The 16,471-nt window shown below is 27.6% G+C and carries 16 protein-coding genes and 1 pseudogene; 3 read left to right on the top strand and 14 right to left on the bottom strand.

Going from position 1 to position 16,471, the window contains the following annotated elements; all coding sequences use genetic code 11:
* Positions 1 to 196: 196 nt before the first annotated feature.
* Positions 197 to 496, bottom strand: coding sequence for a PTS sugar transporter subunit IIBC (locus RWY47_RS03615; protein WP_168932766.1), 300 nt, complete (start codon positions 494 to 496; stop codon positions 197 to 199).
* 184 nt (positions 497 to 680) lie between these two features.
* Here RWY47_RS03615 and RWY47_RS03620 point away from each other — a divergent pair, with 184 nt between their 5' ends.
* Together RWY47_RS03620 and RWY47_RS03625 are read left to right on the top strand one after the other, a co-directional pair.
* Positions 681 to 1,724: a YdcF family protein gene (locus RWY47_RS03620; protein WP_168932767.1), complete on the top strand. Its 1,044-nt coding sequence runs from the start codon at positions 681 to 683 to the stop codon at positions 1,722 to 1,724.
* Between the two features lie 99 nt (positions 1,725 to 1,823).
* Positions 1,824 to 2,597 (top strand): CPBP family intramembrane glutamic endopeptidase, encoded by a 774-nt coding sequence (locus tag RWY47_RS03625; RefSeq protein WP_021430435.1) that lies wholly within the window; start codon positions 1,824 to 1,826, stop codon positions 2,595 to 2,597.
* A 28-nt stretch (positions 2,598 to 2,625) separates the two neighbouring features.
* Here RWY47_RS03625 and RWY47_RS03630 read toward each other — a convergent pair whose 3' ends face one another.
* From RWY47_RS03630 to RWY47_RS03685, 12 genes are all read right to left on the bottom strand, one after another.
* Positions 2,626 to 3,996, bottom strand: a complete 1,371-nt coding sequence (locus RWY47_RS03630; RefSeq protein WP_025161519.1) for a cation:dicarboxylate symporter family transporter — start codon at positions 3,994 to 3,996, stop codon at positions 2,626 to 2,628.
* 132 nt (positions 3,997 to 4,128) lie between these two features.
* The gene (locus tag RWY47_RS03635; RefSeq protein WP_021430434.1) at positions 4,129 to 4,461 is read right to left on the bottom strand and encodes a winged helix-turn-helix transcriptional regulator; all 333 of its coding nucleotides are present in this window, start codon (positions 4,459 to 4,461) and stop codon (positions 4,129 to 4,131) included.
* A 202-nt stretch (positions 4,462 to 4,663) separates the two neighbouring features.
* Positions 4,664 to 5,542: an NAD(P)/FAD-dependent oxidoreductase gene (locus RWY47_RS03640; protein WP_021430437.1), complete on the bottom strand. Its 879-nt coding sequence runs from the start codon at positions 5,540 to 5,542 to the stop codon at positions 4,664 to 4,666.
* 24 nt (positions 5,543 to 5,566) lie between these two features.
* Complete coding sequence (gene trxA, locus RWY47_RS03645) at positions 5,567 to 5,881, bottom strand: thioredoxin (RefSeq protein ID WP_021433958.1); 315 nt, start codon at positions 5,879 to 5,881, stop codon at positions 5,567 to 5,569.
* 205 nt (positions 5,882 to 6,086) lie between these two features.
* Positions 6,087 to 6,686, bottom strand: a complete 600-nt coding sequence (rpsD, locus tag RWY47_RS03650) for a 30S ribosomal protein S4 (protein WP_025161520.1) — start codon at positions 6,684 to 6,686, stop codon at positions 6,087 to 6,089.
* A gap of 396 nt (positions 6,687 to 7,082) precedes the next feature.
* Positions 7,083 to 7,586, bottom strand: coding sequence for an anaerobic ribonucleoside-triphosphate reductase activating protein (gene nrdG, locus RWY47_RS03655; protein ID WP_168932768.1), 504 nt, complete (start codon positions 7,584 to 7,586; stop codon positions 7,083 to 7,085).
* A 16-nt stretch (positions 7,587 to 7,602) separates the two neighbouring features.
* Positions 7,603 to 9,732: an anaerobic ribonucleoside-triphosphate reductase gene (gene nrdD, locus RWY47_RS03660; protein ID WP_021430447.1), complete on the bottom strand. Its 2,130-nt coding sequence runs from the start codon at positions 9,730 to 9,732 to the stop codon at positions 7,603 to 7,605.
* A 408-nt stretch (positions 9,733 to 10,140) separates the two neighbouring features.
* Positions 10,141 to 11,304: a DHHW family protein gene (locus tag RWY47_RS03665; RefSeq protein WP_224171165.1), complete on the bottom strand. Its 1,164-nt coding sequence runs from the start codon at positions 11,302 to 11,304 to the stop codon at positions 10,141 to 10,143.
* Positions 11,305 to 11,319: 15 nt separating this feature from the next.
* Positions 11,320 to 12,726, bottom strand: a complete 1,407-nt coding sequence (locus tag RWY47_RS03670; protein ID WP_150841477.1) for an MBOAT family O-acyltransferase — start codon at positions 12,724 to 12,726, stop codon at positions 11,320 to 11,322.
* Positions 12,727 to 12,743: 17 nt separating this feature from the next.
* Positions 12,744 to 13,214, bottom strand: a complete 471-nt coding sequence (locus RWY47_RS03675; protein WP_021430443.1) for a DUF4358 domain-containing protein — start codon at positions 13,212 to 13,214, stop codon at positions 12,744 to 12,746.
* Positions 13,215 to 13,229: 15 nt separating this feature from the next.
* A complete protein-coding gene (locus RWY47_RS03680; RefSeq protein ID WP_025161525.1) occupies positions 13,230 to 13,994 on the bottom strand; it encodes a GDSL-type esterase/lipase family protein in 765 nt (254 codons plus the stop codon).
* Positions 13,995 to 14,181: 187 nt separating this feature from the next.
* Entirely contained in the window at positions 14,182 to 15,075 is an 894-nt protein-coding gene (locus RWY47_RS03685) for a DUF2156 domain-containing protein (RefSeq protein ID WP_150841478.1), read from the bottom strand.
* Positions 15,076 to 15,280: 205 nt separating this feature from the next.
* Here RWY47_RS03685 and RWY47_RS03690 point away from each other — a divergent pair, with 205 nt between their 5' ends.
* A complete protein-coding gene (locus tag RWY47_RS03690; protein ID WP_150841479.1) occupies positions 15,281 to 16,174 on the top strand; it encodes a C39 family peptidase in 894 nt (297 codons plus the stop codon).
* A 67-nt stretch (positions 16,175 to 16,241) separates the two neighbouring features.
* Here RWY47_RS03690 and RWY47_RS03695 read toward each other — a convergent pair.
* Positions 16,242 to 16,471: pseudogene (locus tag RWY47_RS03695) on the bottom strand (glutamate decarboxylase); the annotation flags it as partial.

Below are 16,471 nucleotides of genomic sequence, written 5' to 3' on the forward strand. Positions count from 1 at the left end.
TTAAAAAAGAATTTTTATAATTAACCTACTGTTTAATTTTCAAAGTTCATTTTTTTTGTGTTTCGTCCTTTTCTTAAGGACAAGTAATACTATACCACCTTAATTTGACATCGTCAACACTTTTTTTAAATTTAATTTTATTTTTTTATAAATATAAAAAAGCTTTGAGATTAATCACAAAGCTTCTTACTATTCCTTAGTTTAAATCAGCTATTATTTCACTTATAACTTGTTTAGGATTTTCTAATGCTATACAAGGCTCTACTTCATAGTATTCAACATCTATGAATCTTTCGATTTCATTTACTTCTTCTATACCTCTATTTATTACAAATAAAACAGCACGTGCATCTTTTATATCTTTTTCAGATATTTCATTTATAATTGTATCTTCATTTTGTATTTCAAATTCAATGTTATAGTTAAATTCTTTCGCCGATTCCTGTAATTTATTTCCACAGTTTATGTCTTCACATATAACTACTATATTATTCATACTCATACCTCTCTTTTTTTAATTCTTGTTATATAGTTATATCATAAAATATAATTTATTTTCATTATAATTTTTTTATATAACTATTCTTTATTATTACATTTTTATGTATCTATTAACTTAATTATTGAAAAAATATATAATGAATTTAATATATATTTCATTTTTATTTAGGAGGTAACGTATGTTTTTTATTTATTTGTTTCCAATAATAACATTGTCTATCTTTCTAATATCTTATTTTAAAGATAGAAGAAGACTTGTTAACGGATTATTTTTCAATATATTTCTTATATCCTTTGCTATTTCATTTACATACTTAGCATTTTCTACAGGAAACCGAATTTTAATAGTTTTATTTTTAATCTTATTTATTATATTTATGATTGTTTCGATATTCGGAATTTACGCCCTTATTTTCGGTTTATTTTTAAATGCTAAAATTGTTATGAAAAAGGAAAGTAGAAATTTATCTAATATGTTAACTCTATTTTTAGGATTATCACTTGTTTTCCACTTAATTTTAACATTCTTTAACCCAGAAAAATTTTTACCAAAAGATATAACTATTTTTTTAAGTAGTTTTTTAATTTTAGAACTTTACTTCTTATTTAGTATTTTTAATTTCTTAATGATTTCTTTAATATCTCAATTTAATAACCCAAAGAAAGATCAAGATTTCATAATCGTATTAGGTAGTAGGGTTTTTGGCGAAAAAGTTCCTCCTCTACTTGCTAGCAGAATTGACAGAGCTATAACTTTCTATAATGAACAATCTAAGGTTTCTTTTTCTCCTAAAATCATTTTTTCTGGAGGTCAAGGTCCAGATGAAGATATTCCAGAAGGTCTAGCTATGCAAAAATATGCATTAAGTAAAGGGATACCATCTAAAGATACAATTATTGAAGATAAATCAGTTAATACGCTACAAAATATGAAATTTTCAAAAGTTATTATGGATAATTTAATGCCTAATGGTTATAAAAGTATATTTGTAACTAATAATTATCATGTTTTTAGGGCTAGCATATACGCAAGAATGGCTAATTTAAAAAGTAATGGTCTAGGATCAAAAACTGCTTATTACTTTCTTCCTAATGCTTTGATAAGAGAGTATATAGCACTTGTTGTAATGAATAAAAAAAGACATATGATTATAATAGTTATAATATTTGTTTTTTCAATTCTATTAACTCTTATAAATCATTATTTTGTTTTTCCAGCTTAATTAATTATGTTTAACCTTCTTCAAATAGGTATATATTATTATTATTCAAATATATTTTAATATATTTGAGTTTTACTTAGATTGGGGGTATATGTTCATATGTCTAATGAAGTTAAATACTTTTTTTTCATAATATTTATAACCTGCATAATGGGATTTGGAGTTACAATTCCACTTACTCAATTAGGAGTATTAACATACGGTTCTCCTATTTTTATGATTTTTTATGCTTTATCTGGATACTCCCCAGCTATAGCAGGTATACTTACTGTTCACAAATTCTACTCAAAAAATGATTTTAGTAGATTTTTAAAAAGTTGTATAGATATGAAAAGAAGTTTCAAGGAATACCTTTATGTTTTAATTACTATTTTAATTTTGTGGACAACACCATTTATAGTTGTATGCTTTTTCAGAGATAAATATATTTTATTAACTTATCCATTAATTTTCTTAACATGGATCGCACCATTTATGATTTTTGGTGGAGGGCTTGAAGAAATAGGTTGGAGAGGTTTTTTACTTCCTAAGTTATTGTCCAAGTATTCGCCTTTGAAAAGTTCTTTATTAATAGGATTAATTTGGTCTTGCTGGCATTTACCACTTTGGTTTGTTGTTGGGTCTCCTCAACAACATATAAACTTTTTACCTTTTGCATTGAGTTGCTTAGCATCATCATTTGTTCTAACATTTATATATATGGAAACAAATAGCATTTGGCTATGTATACTGTTTCATGCTTTAGATAATGCATGTTCCTATGTATTTAAATATTCTGTAGATCTTCATATAATAATTTCAATATCTACAGCTATTGTCGGGCTTCTAATTTTATTTATTTCTACTAAATGCATAAAAAATAGACTAAGATAGTTATCTTAGTCTATTTTTTATATTTATTCTATTCTATAGAATTTTTATCTATCTCATCAAAACTATTTGCAACTGCTATAGTTGAAGCCATTGCTCCATTTACATTAAGCATTGTACGTCCCATATCTAATATTGGATCTATAGCAATTATTCCACCTAATAATGGGAAGTATGCTCCTAATCCCATACCTGATATAACAACAGATACAGACATAGTTGCCGTACCAGGAATTCCTGCTATTCCTAAAGAACTTATTGTTATTACTATTAATAACATTACATAGAAACTAAAGTTCATAGTTGTTCCTGACATATTGGCTACAGTCACAGCCATTAATGCTGGGTATATTCCTGCACAACCATTCATACCCATATTAGCTCCTAAACTTCCAACAAAACTAGATATACCTTGATCTACTTTTAAATTATCATTTAATGTTTCTATAGTAACTGGTAATGTTCCTAAACTAGATCTTGAAGTAAATGCTAATATAAGAGGTTTAGATGCATTTTTTAAGTATTTAATAGGATTAACCCCATTAATAGATATTATTATTAAGTGCACTATAAACATTATTGCAACACTTACATATAAAGCTAATATGAAATCTATAACACCTACTATAGAAGATATTCCTCTATCAATTATAGAACTTGCCATTAATGCAACTACCGCATATGGCATTAGCTTTATAACAGTTATCGATATACTTATTATTATCTTATAAAACGCCTCAATTAAGTCTACAAAAGGTTTAATTGTATCTGCGTGCTTTTTACTCAATCTTTTTATTGCTATACCTATAAATCCTGCAAATATAACTATAGCTACTACATTTGCTTGTGCCATAGCATCTACTGGGTTTGATGGTAGTAACCCTCTTAAAGTATCTACTACAGGTGTTACTTCTCTTAATTGTTCTGTAGCTTGCTGAGCTACTTCTTGTCCTACTCCCAGTTTAAATAAATTTCCAACTATTATTCCAACTGCTGCTGCTATAGCTGTTGTTCCAAGTAGCATAAAAATAGTTCTACCTGTCAACTTACCTAAATTTTCACCTTGTTTCAAGTTCATTATAACTCTTACAATTGAAACAAACACTAAAGGTACTACTAGCATTTTTAATAAATCCATAAATCCATATCCAAATAATCCATACCATTTAGATACCTCTGTTAACCAAGTGACTTTTGTAGGGTCATTTGGAAAACCTGCTATAAATTGAATTATTAACCCTAAGCCAATTCCCATTGCAATTGATGATATCATCAATTTGGTAAAATTAAGCTTTTTAGTTAATTTTTTGACTATAAAGAATAGTCCTATTAATATTCCTACCGATAACAAAGTTAACCAATTTGTTACCATAAGGAATTCTGAGAAAAATGTGTAATTCATGTGTTCCTCCTTATACTTTTTGCAAAGTTAAAGGCTTTGCTTTTTTATATAATATAACAAGTCCTAAAAATTATATCAACTGGTAACTTTTTGGTAACTTCTAATTTTTTTACTTTTCGAAATTTTAAAATTTTAATCATTACATACTATATGTTCGTTGCTCCACTTTATCATATTGGCAATAACATGTAGTAGCTCCAACCCTGATTTACTTAAATAATAAGTAGATTCTATACTATTCTTCACTACTTTTTTATTATTTATAACAATGTTATTTTCTACTAATAAATCAAGTTGTTGAACTAACATTTTCTTGCTACATCCATCTATTTTTCTTTGCAACTCTCCAAATCTAATTTTATTATCTTGGATCTCCCAAACTATTCTTGCTACCCATTTTTTACCAACTATACTAGATAGAGCTTCAACTGGACAGTCAAATGTCATATCACTTACATTGTACATTAATTTGGCCCTCCTATTTTTATTTGTGTATACAAGGTTATAATATCGCCAATATTTTGTCCAATTTTGATTATTATGAATTTTGCATATCCAAGTTTTATTATAGCTTTTTTCTATAACTACTCTTATCCATTATTCAAATAAAAATAACCTAAAATAACAAGATTTAATTTCTCTTGAATTTTAGGTTATTTACTTTATATTATTTTTCTAATCCCATTTGTTTTATTCTTAATTTATCTAACTGTGATATAGCACTGGAAACTGCCATCTGCCCTTGCCCTGCAGACTTTAAGTATTGATATGGCTTACCTGCACAATCTCCTGCAGCATAAAGTCCATCTATATTTGTTCTCATTTCTCTATCAGTTTTTATATGAGGTCCTTCAACTTCTAACCCAGGGACCATATAGCTTGGAGATACGCTATCCTTTATAACGAAAACCCCATCCACATCTAACTCTCTATCTTTTAATACAAGTTTATTTACCAATGTGTCTCCCTTTATTTCTATAGGTTTACTATCGATTATTTCTATAGAAGAATCTAACTTATTAGATAAATTATACATAGGTATATAATAAACTTTTGATGCTATTTCACTTAAAAAGTTTGCATCCTCTTCTCCTTCATGATTGTATCCTATTATAGATACAACTTTATCTCTATATAATCCAGCATCACATGTAGCACAATATCCTACACCTTTTCCTAAATATTCTTCTTCCCCTTTAATCATTTTTCCATATTGTACACCTGTAGCTATTATTACCGTTGTAGCTTCATAAATTTTATCTCCAACAGCTAATGCAAAATAATCTCCCATTTGGTATACATTATTAACTCTTTCTTGAGTTATTTCAATTCCCATCTCTTTTACGTGATTAGTAAATTTTTCACTCAACTCAGCTCCACTTACATCATAAATCCCTAGATAATTATCTATAGATGGAGCTTTAACTAATTTATCACTTCCATTGTGAGATCCAAATAATATTATATTTTTATTACGTATCTTAGCATTTATAGCAGCTGCTAAACCAGCTGGTCCGCTACCTACAATTGCAATATCATATCTCATATTCAACATTCCTCTCTATCTTAATTATATATGAGCTTTTACCATATCTTCTAACTTTTGCTTAGGTATAAACCCAACTAATCTTTCAGCTTCTTCTCCATCTTTAAATACAATTACAGTTGGTACTGTTGTTACTTGGAATTTTCTAGCTAATTCTAAGCTTTGATCTATATCTACTTTTAAAAATTTAGCTTCATCTATATCTCCACTTAATTCATCGAATACTGGAGCTAACATTTTACATGGACCACACCATGTTGCAAAAAAGTCTACTACTGTTGTTTCACTTGCATTTTCTACCTCTACGTTAAATTCTTCTGTATTTATTATTCTACTCATTTTCATTTCTCCTTTATTTATGTTTTATAATAACTTTAATATATCATCAGTTTTTATCTATAACAATTAGTTACTTATTCGTAACTAGTTTTCTACTTTATTATTACCTTTAAATAAAATTCTTTGTATATTAAATTGAAATAATTAATTAAAATAAAAAAAATGTAGAACTAAAGCTCTACATTTCTTTATTTTAATTAATGACCTACTTAAGTTTAGAGTAATACTCAACAACTAAAATATCATTTATTTCTATTGGAACTTCATTTCTTTCAGGTATCTTAGTAAGAGTTCCCGATACATCATCAAGGTCCTTGCTTAAGTAAGAATATTGGCTATTAGCATTTTGTTGAAAACTATCAATAAACATAGAGTTCTTTTTAGATTTTTCTCTTAGAGATATCTTTTCTCCTACTGATACTCCATAAGAAGGTCGATCGACTTTATTTCCATTAACTAATATGTGTCCATGTACTACCATTTGACGAGCTTGTCTTATAGAACTCGCTAATCCTAATCTATAAACTAAGTTATCTAGCCTACATTCTAGTAGTTGAACTAATACCGTACCTGTTTCTCCTTGAGATTTCATAGCTTTTTTTACATAGTTAGAAAATTGTCTTTCTAAAACCCCGTAATAAGCTCTTAATCTTTGTTTCTCTAGTAATTGCAATCCATACGGTGAAAGTTTTTTATCTGCTCTAGAAGTTCCTCTAGTTGCTCTATCCATAGCTTTTGGATGTCCACACACATTAAGTCCTAACCTTCTACATTGTTTAAATCTAGGTCCCATCATTTTTGCCATAATTATCATCTCCTATAAAATTAGAAATTTTGCCGCGATAACTTTAAGCCTGTATACACTATATCATAATTTTTACTTTATGTAAATGACTTTCATTATCATTAAAAAGAGTCATGTATACAATCATGACTCTTTTTAAGAAGTTTTTTAGTTTTTGAGTGTAATTTTTGGCACAAATCTAAAAGTACTAATATAATTTATGTTTCGGACATTAAACTTAAACTACATATGCGGGATTGAGTACTTTATAAATTTATAGCATCATTTTTTTGTAGAGAAGGCTTTTCTCTATGTCTTTAGTATAACATAGGTGTTATTTGTTGTAAATGAAAATTATTATCACTAAGAATGTAAAAAAACTAACCAATATAATTTATAATTGGTTAGTTTATTTTATTAATTAAAATCATATAAAATTATTTCATTTTTATCTAAATATTTTTTTACATCTATAACTCTTTGATTCGAAGAACCTCTTAATTTTATAGATAAATTTTTTCGTTCTTCGTCAAATTGTCCATCTATTAATATATCTATATAATTTAAAATCTCTCTTTGATTTTCATTAAATTTTTCTACAGTATATCCTGTCCATAAATATATAAGTTTATTTGGATAATGACTTTTAAATTCTCTACATAAACTAATTACACCTTCAACATTTTGAGGACATAATGGTTCTCCTCCTAATATTGCTAAATCTCTATATATATTATTTTTATTTATGTTTTCTATAATATAATCTAGGTTTTCTTGCTTAAACTCTTGTCCTCCATCAAAGTCCCATGTCTCTTTATTAAAACATCCTTTACAATGATGCGGGCATCCTTGAGTCCAAAAAGACATAGTTATCCCTAATCCATTAGCTATATCATTATCTTTTATTTTAGAAAATCTCATTTTCATCACTCCAACCTTATAGATGTAAAACTCTTTCGCCTATTTCCTGTGTACGTCCTTTTCCCCACATATTTGCACCTATATATCCACAAGTTCTTCTCATAACTTGCATTTCATTTTTATCTCTATTTCCACAATTAGGGCAATACCATTCTAAATCTTTATCTAACTTTATTTCTCCTGTATAACCACAAGAATAACAAATGTCAGGTTTAGTGTTTATCTCAGCATATTGTATATTATGGTATATATAATTTATTATTTGTTCTACTGCAGGTAAGTTTTTACTCATATCAGGAACTTCTATATAACTTATACATCCACCTAAACTTATATCATGGAACTGACTTTCAAATTTTAACTTTTCAAAAGCATCTATTTCTTCACTTACATGAACATGATATGAATTTGTGTAATACATTCTATCTGTAACATTTTTTATCTCTCCAAATTTTTGTTTATCTATTCTACAGAATCTTGAAGTTAAACTTTCTCCTGGAGTTCCATATAATCCAAATCCAAGGCCAGTTTCATCCTTCCATTTTTGACAAGTGTTATTTAAGTGATTCATTACTTCAAGTGCAAATTTTTCACCATCTTTAGTAGTATGACTCATTCCAAGCATAGCTTGTGTCATTTCATACACACCAACATAACCTAAAGAAAGAGTTGAGTATCCATTTTCTAATAATGAATCTATTTTTTCTCCTTTTTTAAGTCTTGCTATACCCCCATGTTGCCAATGTATAGGTGATACATCTGATATTACGCCTTTTAATAAATCATGTCTAACCATTAGAGCTTCTCTACAAAGTTCTAATCTTTCATCTAATATCTCCCAGAACTTCTCCATATCTTGATTTGCTGTTAATGCAACTTGCACTAAGTTTAAAGAAATTACACCTTGGTTAAATCTTCCATACCATTTGTAATTTCCATTCTCATCCTTCCATGGGCTCAAGTGTGACCTACATCCCATTGGTGGGAATGTGTTTCCTTCGTAATTTTTTTTCATTATTTTTGCACTTTGATAATCAGGTACTAATCTCTTTGTATTACATTTAGCTGCTAATTTAGTAATGTAGTCGTATTTACCACCTTCTAAGCAATTATGCTCATCTAATAGATAAACTAGCTTAGGGAACTCTTCTCCTACTTCTTGTCCTTTGTAGTTTTTCATTCCTTCTAATCTTTGAGCTATCATTTCCTCACAAATTAAAGCCATTTCTCTTTCATACTCGTTACCTTCTTCAATTTCTAAGTAAATAGTTGAGAATGGAGATTGACCATTACTTGTATATAATGTAGATAGTTGATATCTTATAGTTTGAATTCCGTTTTTTAACTCTTCTAACATTCTATCTTCAGCTAAATCTTTAGCCATTTCTTCTGGATACTTATCCTTATATTTGTTTAAATATTTATCATATGAAACTCTTAAAAACGGAGCAATATGTTTTATAGTTATAGAGTTACCTCCATACTGCCCACTAGCAATTTGAGCTATTATCTGTGTAGTAACTGTACAAGCTGTAGTGAATGACTTTGGTGATTCAACTAACTTATTACTTATTACTGTACCATTATTTAGCATATCTTCTAAGTTTATAAGCATACAGTTATGAATAGGTTGTATAGCATAATCCATATCATGATAATGAAGAACTCCCTCATCATGAGCATGTGCTATATGAGCTGGAATTAACTTTCTTCTAGCTATATCTTTTGATACTTCCCCAGCTATTAAATCTCTTTGAGTTGAAGCTAATAAACCATTTTTGTTAGAATTTTCATTCATAACATCTTCATTACTGTTATCTAAAAGACCTAAAATACTATCATCTGTAGTATTAACTTCTCTTTTAAATGATTGAACCGCTCTATACCCCTCATATGCTTTAGCTGTTAATTCATGTTTATGATTTATTAAATTTTTATAAACCATATCTTCAACCTTATTAACAGTTGCTACGTCTTTTGTTTGATTAAAACTTAATTCAATTTCATCGGCTATTTCTTTAGCCATTTCTTCTTCATATATTCCACTTCCGTACTTCATAGCTTTTAGTATTGCATTTTCTATTTTTGTTTTATCAAATTCTACAACACTGCCATCTCTTTTAATTATATTTAATTGTTTATTCATAAAACTCTCCTTTTGTCTAATACATATTGATTGATTAAATTTTATTCTACAAAAGTATTGACTTTTATAATTTTATGTTGTTCATATAAGTATTTTTTATACTATATGTAGTAAGCACATAGTCCATTCTATACCATATATAGTATATATTCAAGTTGATTAATACCCATATTTTTTTAAATTTATCATAAAAATTTAAAAGAAACCGCTCTAAATCTACACTCTAGATACAGTTTCTTTTTTTATTTTTTTTATTAATTTTTTTATGCTTGAAAAATTATACTCTCTAATGCATTGTTGTTAATTTATGAAACTTAGTTATACCAATATTTATAATTTTAGAGTAAAAAACTTTTTGAGCAACGGACAAAGTCGTTCGCAGACTTAGTCGCTCAAGCGAAGCGAATTTTATATGTTATTTAATACTGGCGCTAATGATGAATCATTAAAGAATGTATTTGCATTATATAAGTAAAGTAAATCTGTAACATTCTTTTCTTTAATTAATTTTTCTATATCTTCATAATAATATCTTGGGTCTACCATTATAATCTCTTTATAATATGGAGTTAAAAATTGAACAAAACTATTAGCATAAGAATCTTTTATTAGTAGCAATGTTTTATCACTTTCACTTGTAGTTTTTATATCTACAACTGGATGGTTTCCACCTAAGAAAACTTCATACTTATCCTTTTTCTTCAATGCTTCACTTTCATATATAGTAGGAGATTTTTTCTTTTCTTCTTTATATTCTACTATTACCTGATCATTTTTATCTTTAGGCGTGTATATATCAACTTGATCAGGTTTTACTTTATAACCACTCTTTGAGTATAGAGTTCCGTAAAAATCATTTGAAACTCTGTACTTGTCATAACTATTAGGTTGAGTTTTTAACCCTGATTGCTTTGCAAAATCTAAAAAAGCATAATATGCTCCTAATGTAGTCCAATGGTGATCCGTCTTGTAATATATATATTCCTCTTTATGTTTTTTCATTTCACTTGATATATTTACAAAATCTATTTTGTTATCAATAGATTTTGACAATCTACTTAAATACTCGTCTTGATTATAAACAGGAGCAAATGCAGGTAATTTATCTTCTAATATATTAACAGCCGTTGGTGCTATTAACATACTTGTCTTTATGTTCTTATGTTTATCTGCAAACTTATTTATAGCTTCTATATTAGCTTTTAAATACTCTTCATTCGGTTTCCCAAAGCTTTCTATTAAATAACCATCATCACATTTAAATACACCGTTTTCACTATTTTTGCCCATAAGATCGTCAGTCTTAGTTTTAATTTTAATAAATTCATCTCTTCCAACCATTTGATCGACAGTATATTTTTCATATTTTTTTGTATATCTACCTTCAAATAATCTATCTAGTGTAAATTTAGGCTTTTGTTCTAGAAGTCTATTTTCATTTTCCGAAAACTGTTTATCCTTAACTATTAAGTTAAGTCCTACAAATGAAAATATAGTTACTAAAAACATTATTGCCATTAGCTTCACATATATATTTTTATATTTACGCGTATTTTTTTTTGAAAATTTCAAAGTCCTCACCCCTTATTAGAATCTAAAGTATAAGAAAGGATTGTATGTTTCGTTTACTAAGTATGCTATGCTTAAAAATAACAAAACAAATTGAACTGTTACAGCCAATGTAACTCCTTCCATTCTTCCATTTTGTATAATTTTTTTAAATACCTTATTAACTATAGGTGTAGAACACAATATTAAAATTATTAAAAGAATTAAATTCGTATGTAAATAATAAATGAATGTTGAGTCAATTATTTTATTTCCATTTAAGAAAAACATTACTTTTATGTATTCTAAAGATTTTTGTATACTTTCAATTCCAAAAAATGTCCATCCAATCATAACTAGTACCATTGTATATATATGCTGTATAAAGCTAGGCATTCTTTCTAGTATATCCTTTAATAAAAACTTCTCTATTATTAAAATCAATCCATAATATAAGCCCCATAATATAAAGTTCCAATCAGCTCCATGCCATAGTCCTGTAAGAAACCACACTATGCATAGATTTCTAAGTTGGAATATAGTACTACATCTATTACCTCCTAAAGGTATATAAACATATTCCCTAAACCAGCTTCCTAAAGATATATGCCATCTTCTCCAAAATTCAGTAACACTTTTAGATATGTATGGATAATTAAAGTTCTCTATAAAGTCAAACCCTAGCATTTTACCAAGACCTATTGCCATATCTGAGTATCCACTAAAGTCAAAGTATAGTTGTAAAGTATATGCAGCTATTGCAAGCCAAGCTGTTAATACAGATATTTCACTTGCATCATATTGTTGTATACTGGTAAATATCATACCTATATTGTTAGCAAGCAATACTTTTTTAGAAAGCCCTTGTATAAATCTATCTACACCCTCTCCAAATTTATTCATACTATGAGTTCTGTGCTTTAACTGATAATCTATGTCTGTATATCTAACAATAGGTCCTGCAACTAACTGCGGAAACATGGTTACATAAAGACCAAAAGATATTAAACTCTTTTGAACTTTTACCTTATCTAAATAAACATCAATAACGTATGATAATGTTTGGAACGTATAAAATGATATTCCTATTGGAAGTGGCAACTGATTGTATCCAATATTTAAAGAAAATACGATATTTATATTTTCAATTACAAATCCATAATATTTAAAAAATCCTAGTATACCTAAATTTACTAAAACAGCAAATATAAATATTCGTTTAGATTTAATCTTATTTCTTCTATATTTATTTATAAGTAGTCCTATTAAATAGTCAAATACAGTAGTAAACATCATAAGAAAAACATATACAGGTTCTCCCCATGCATAAAAAATTAAACTAATTAACAATAAGACTATATTTTTCATTTTTCTAGGTGAAATATAATATAGAATCAAGGTTATAGGTAAAAAAGTGAATAAAAATACTATACTACTAAAAACCATTGGTTTACCTCTCTTTTTTAATTTTTGATACTTTCTTTAAATGCATCAGTTAGTTTATCTAAATCCTTTGAAACTGCATAAAATACGAAGTTACCTTTATCTTTAACTTCGTAATCTTGAAGCAATGCTACTTGTTTTGGTCCATATCCACTAAAACTTTCAATTTGCTTATTAACTCTACTGTCTATAGCATCTTCTATTCCTTGAATTTGGCCTTTATCTTTTACTTTTATCACAAGCATTTCTTCTACATCCATAGTAGATTTAGGTATGTATATTGAAAAATCTTCAAACTCACTAGAGTTTAAACCAAAAAATCTTCTTAAAGATTTACTATCACTTTTTTCCATATTATTTAAATTAACAGTTTTGCTAATATCTTCAGTTATACTACTAGCAGACTTATCGTTATTTATTCCACAACCACTAGCAACAAACATAGTACATACAAAACTAAGAGTTAAAATGTACTTTTTAAATTTTTTCAAAACACTCACTCCTATCTATAGATTAGCCTTATTCTTTAAAATGTTTAAATACCCATTATAAAATTTAGCACTAAAATGTATACCATCTGGCTCATACAAGTTATTCTTTGAGTTAACGCTATCATTAACATTTATAAACTCCACATTTAAATCCTTGCACATATCTTCTAATGCCTTATTAAAACTGTACACATTCTTAAAACTATGGTCTTTTTCCATAGCTGATTGTGTTGTTGGTATGATAGAAGTTACATATATTTTAGAACTTGGCAATTTTTGTTTAATATCCTTAATAAGTATTTCATACTTATTAATAAAGTCCTTAGAATTACTAAACAATTGTAAATCATTCATCCCATAAGTTAAAAATATATTACTAGGTGAAAGATTAACCACTTCTGATACATCTCCTTTTGCCTCTATTACATTTCTTCCTTTATATGCTACAACTGATGATGGACTTAAAAAACCATATTCTGTTAGTCCCTCTCCTCTTGAGTCTCCCATTATTACTGAATCCTCAAATACCTTTTCAAAATTTACATCATTTTTGTTTTCATCTATATTTGAATCATCGTCGCTATTTTTTTCAATTTCATTTCTTATACTTGATATGTCTTCTGATTCTAATTCTTTTATTTTAGCTACGCCTTTTTCTGGATTTACTTCTGTTTGACCAAATTTACTTTTATATATATGCCTCGCAAAGCCTAATAAAATTAGTATAGCGCCTCCGATCAAAGCAATTTTCACAATACGAACATATAAAATTTTCCTCATAAGTGTCACTTCTTTCTCACATATAATATTGATTTTCTTACTTTAAGCAATTAATATTATACTCTTTGTATATTAATGTTGCATATATCTTTTTTTACATTTTTCTATTTTTTTCGACATAATTTTATAATAACAAAAGGCATTGCCAATTTCTATGACAATGCCTTTATTTCAATAATTTAACATTTTATTTTTCTATTACAGTATATTTTTCAGCAAATTTAACTGGGTGATATGAAAGCTTTGCTTTTCTAAGACCTTCTATACCTAAATCTTCTTCTCTATTAACAAATTCAACATCACTAAATTCATTTAATAAGAACTGTTGGTTAATATAAGGGTACAATCCTCTTATATCCGCATTTGCTTTTTCAACATGTATTACCGCCATATTATCATTTAACATTTCTCCAATAGAAAATGCTTCTAATTTAGAGTCAATATATATACCACTTATCTTTAATGTATCTTTTAATTTTTCATAATTCTTAAATATTCTTTTTATTGCTTTAAATTCACTATCTAGTTCTATACTTTCATCTTTATCTTTTGACCACTCTTTTAATAAATTTATACATTCATCAAAGTCTGTTTCTTCTAACTTTTTATATTCTACTCTATCACCATATTCTTTGACAAAACTATTTAGGTGGTTTCTTTTCTTTTGATTTTTTCTTCCTGCTAAAGTTCTTAGACTTTCTCCATCATATATATAATCAAAATTGTTGCGTTCTTCAATATATTCGAATCTATCTCCATAAACACTTTGTAAGTATTCAACGACTTCTTTATTTATAGCTTTTAAATGAATTTGTTTGTGTTGTTTCTCAAAGTTTTTAATTATAAAATCAAAAGCTTTATTCATATTTTCTTTTTTAGCTAAAGGCAATATTATAAAACCTTTGTTTTCATATTCCCCTGCAACTATAGCAAAATCATCTTCAACATAATACTTTGTTTTATATAAATCTTTCCACATATATAATGTAGTAAAACAATACTCACATGCTTCATAATCAACTAAGTCAAAATATTTATCTAATATGTTTTTACAATCTATTTCTATATCCTTAAACAAAATAAACTACCTCCAAATCAATATATCATATAATACATTATATCAAATTTAGTTGATTTAATTAATTAGTTACTTTTTCGTAACCACATTTGAAATTGTCAATTTATTTATCAAAAAAATTTGTTACAGTTTTGTTATATTGTATTTAATTTAAAGTTGTATAATTATATTAGACTTGATTTTATACATTAGAGGAGAGGATTATAAATTGGCTTATGCAAAAGGAAAACATAGCGTAAAAAAGCAACAAAAACTAAACAAGCACAAAATTAAACTTATTGCTTTACCCATAGTTTTATCATTAGGTATATTTGTAGGATATAAAGGGGTATCAAATGCATTTTCAAGCACAGTTGGATATGCAAGCCCACAAACTGTTGAGCTGTCTAAAGAACTGCTTGAATCAAAAGATCCTGTAATTCAGAAATTAATAAACTTAGCTCCTGTATACCCTAAAATTTATGACATACTAAAAGATCCAAGTGAGTATCCTCCTGAATTTTTAGCCATGGCATCTAAAAAGCCTGAAACAATAGATTTTGTCGCTGATTTTGTAGATCATAAAGGTGGACAAACTGAAGTATCAACACCTGTTGAAGGAAGTTATACAAAAGGCGAAATACCTTTATACATGCAATGGGATGAAAGATGGGGTTATGATAAATATGGTCCTGATTATTTCGCAATTAATGGTTGTGGTCCCACAGCCCTATCAATGGTTGCTGTAGGTCTTACTGGAAATGAAAACTTCAGTCCAAAATATATTGAAAACTTTAGTGCTAAAAATGGATATCTAGTAGATGGTGTCGGTACAGCTTGGTCATTAATGACTGATGGAGCTAAAAAACTAGGCCTTAAAGGCAAAGTTATACCTTTAAGTGCTTCAAGTATTATCTCAAACCTTGAAAAGGGAAATCCAGTTATAGCCACTATGGGTCCTGGACATTTTACAACAGAAGGCCACTATATAGTTTTAACTGGTGTTACTGATGACGGAAAGATAATAGTTAATGACTCTGATAGTAAAGAAAGAAGTAGCAAAACTTGGGATGTTGACGTATTTTTAAAAGAAGCTAAAAATGTATGGGCATTTAGCATTTAAATTTAATACTTATATTGATTTATATAAAAAGAAGCTAATTCAATTGAATTAGCTTCTTTTTATATAATTAATGAGTAAAACCATATTTTTTATTTTCTGCTTTTTTACCATGAACTAATATAGTTGCTTTATTTAAATCATCTATAGCTGTATTTAAGTCTCTTATAAATAATTCAGCCATATCATAGCTTAAATCTGCTCTACATACTATACGTTGTATTATAACTTTATCTAGATTAACAGGTAATGGATATGCTGGTATTTGCCATCCTTTCATTGCTAATCTATCTGCTAAAT

The sequence above is a fragment of the Paraclostridium sp. MRS3W1 genome (assembly GCF_032465715.1).
Taxonomy (GTDB): Bacteria; Bacillota; Clostridia; order Peptostreptococcales; family Peptostreptococcaceae; genus Paraclostridium; species Paraclostridium dentum.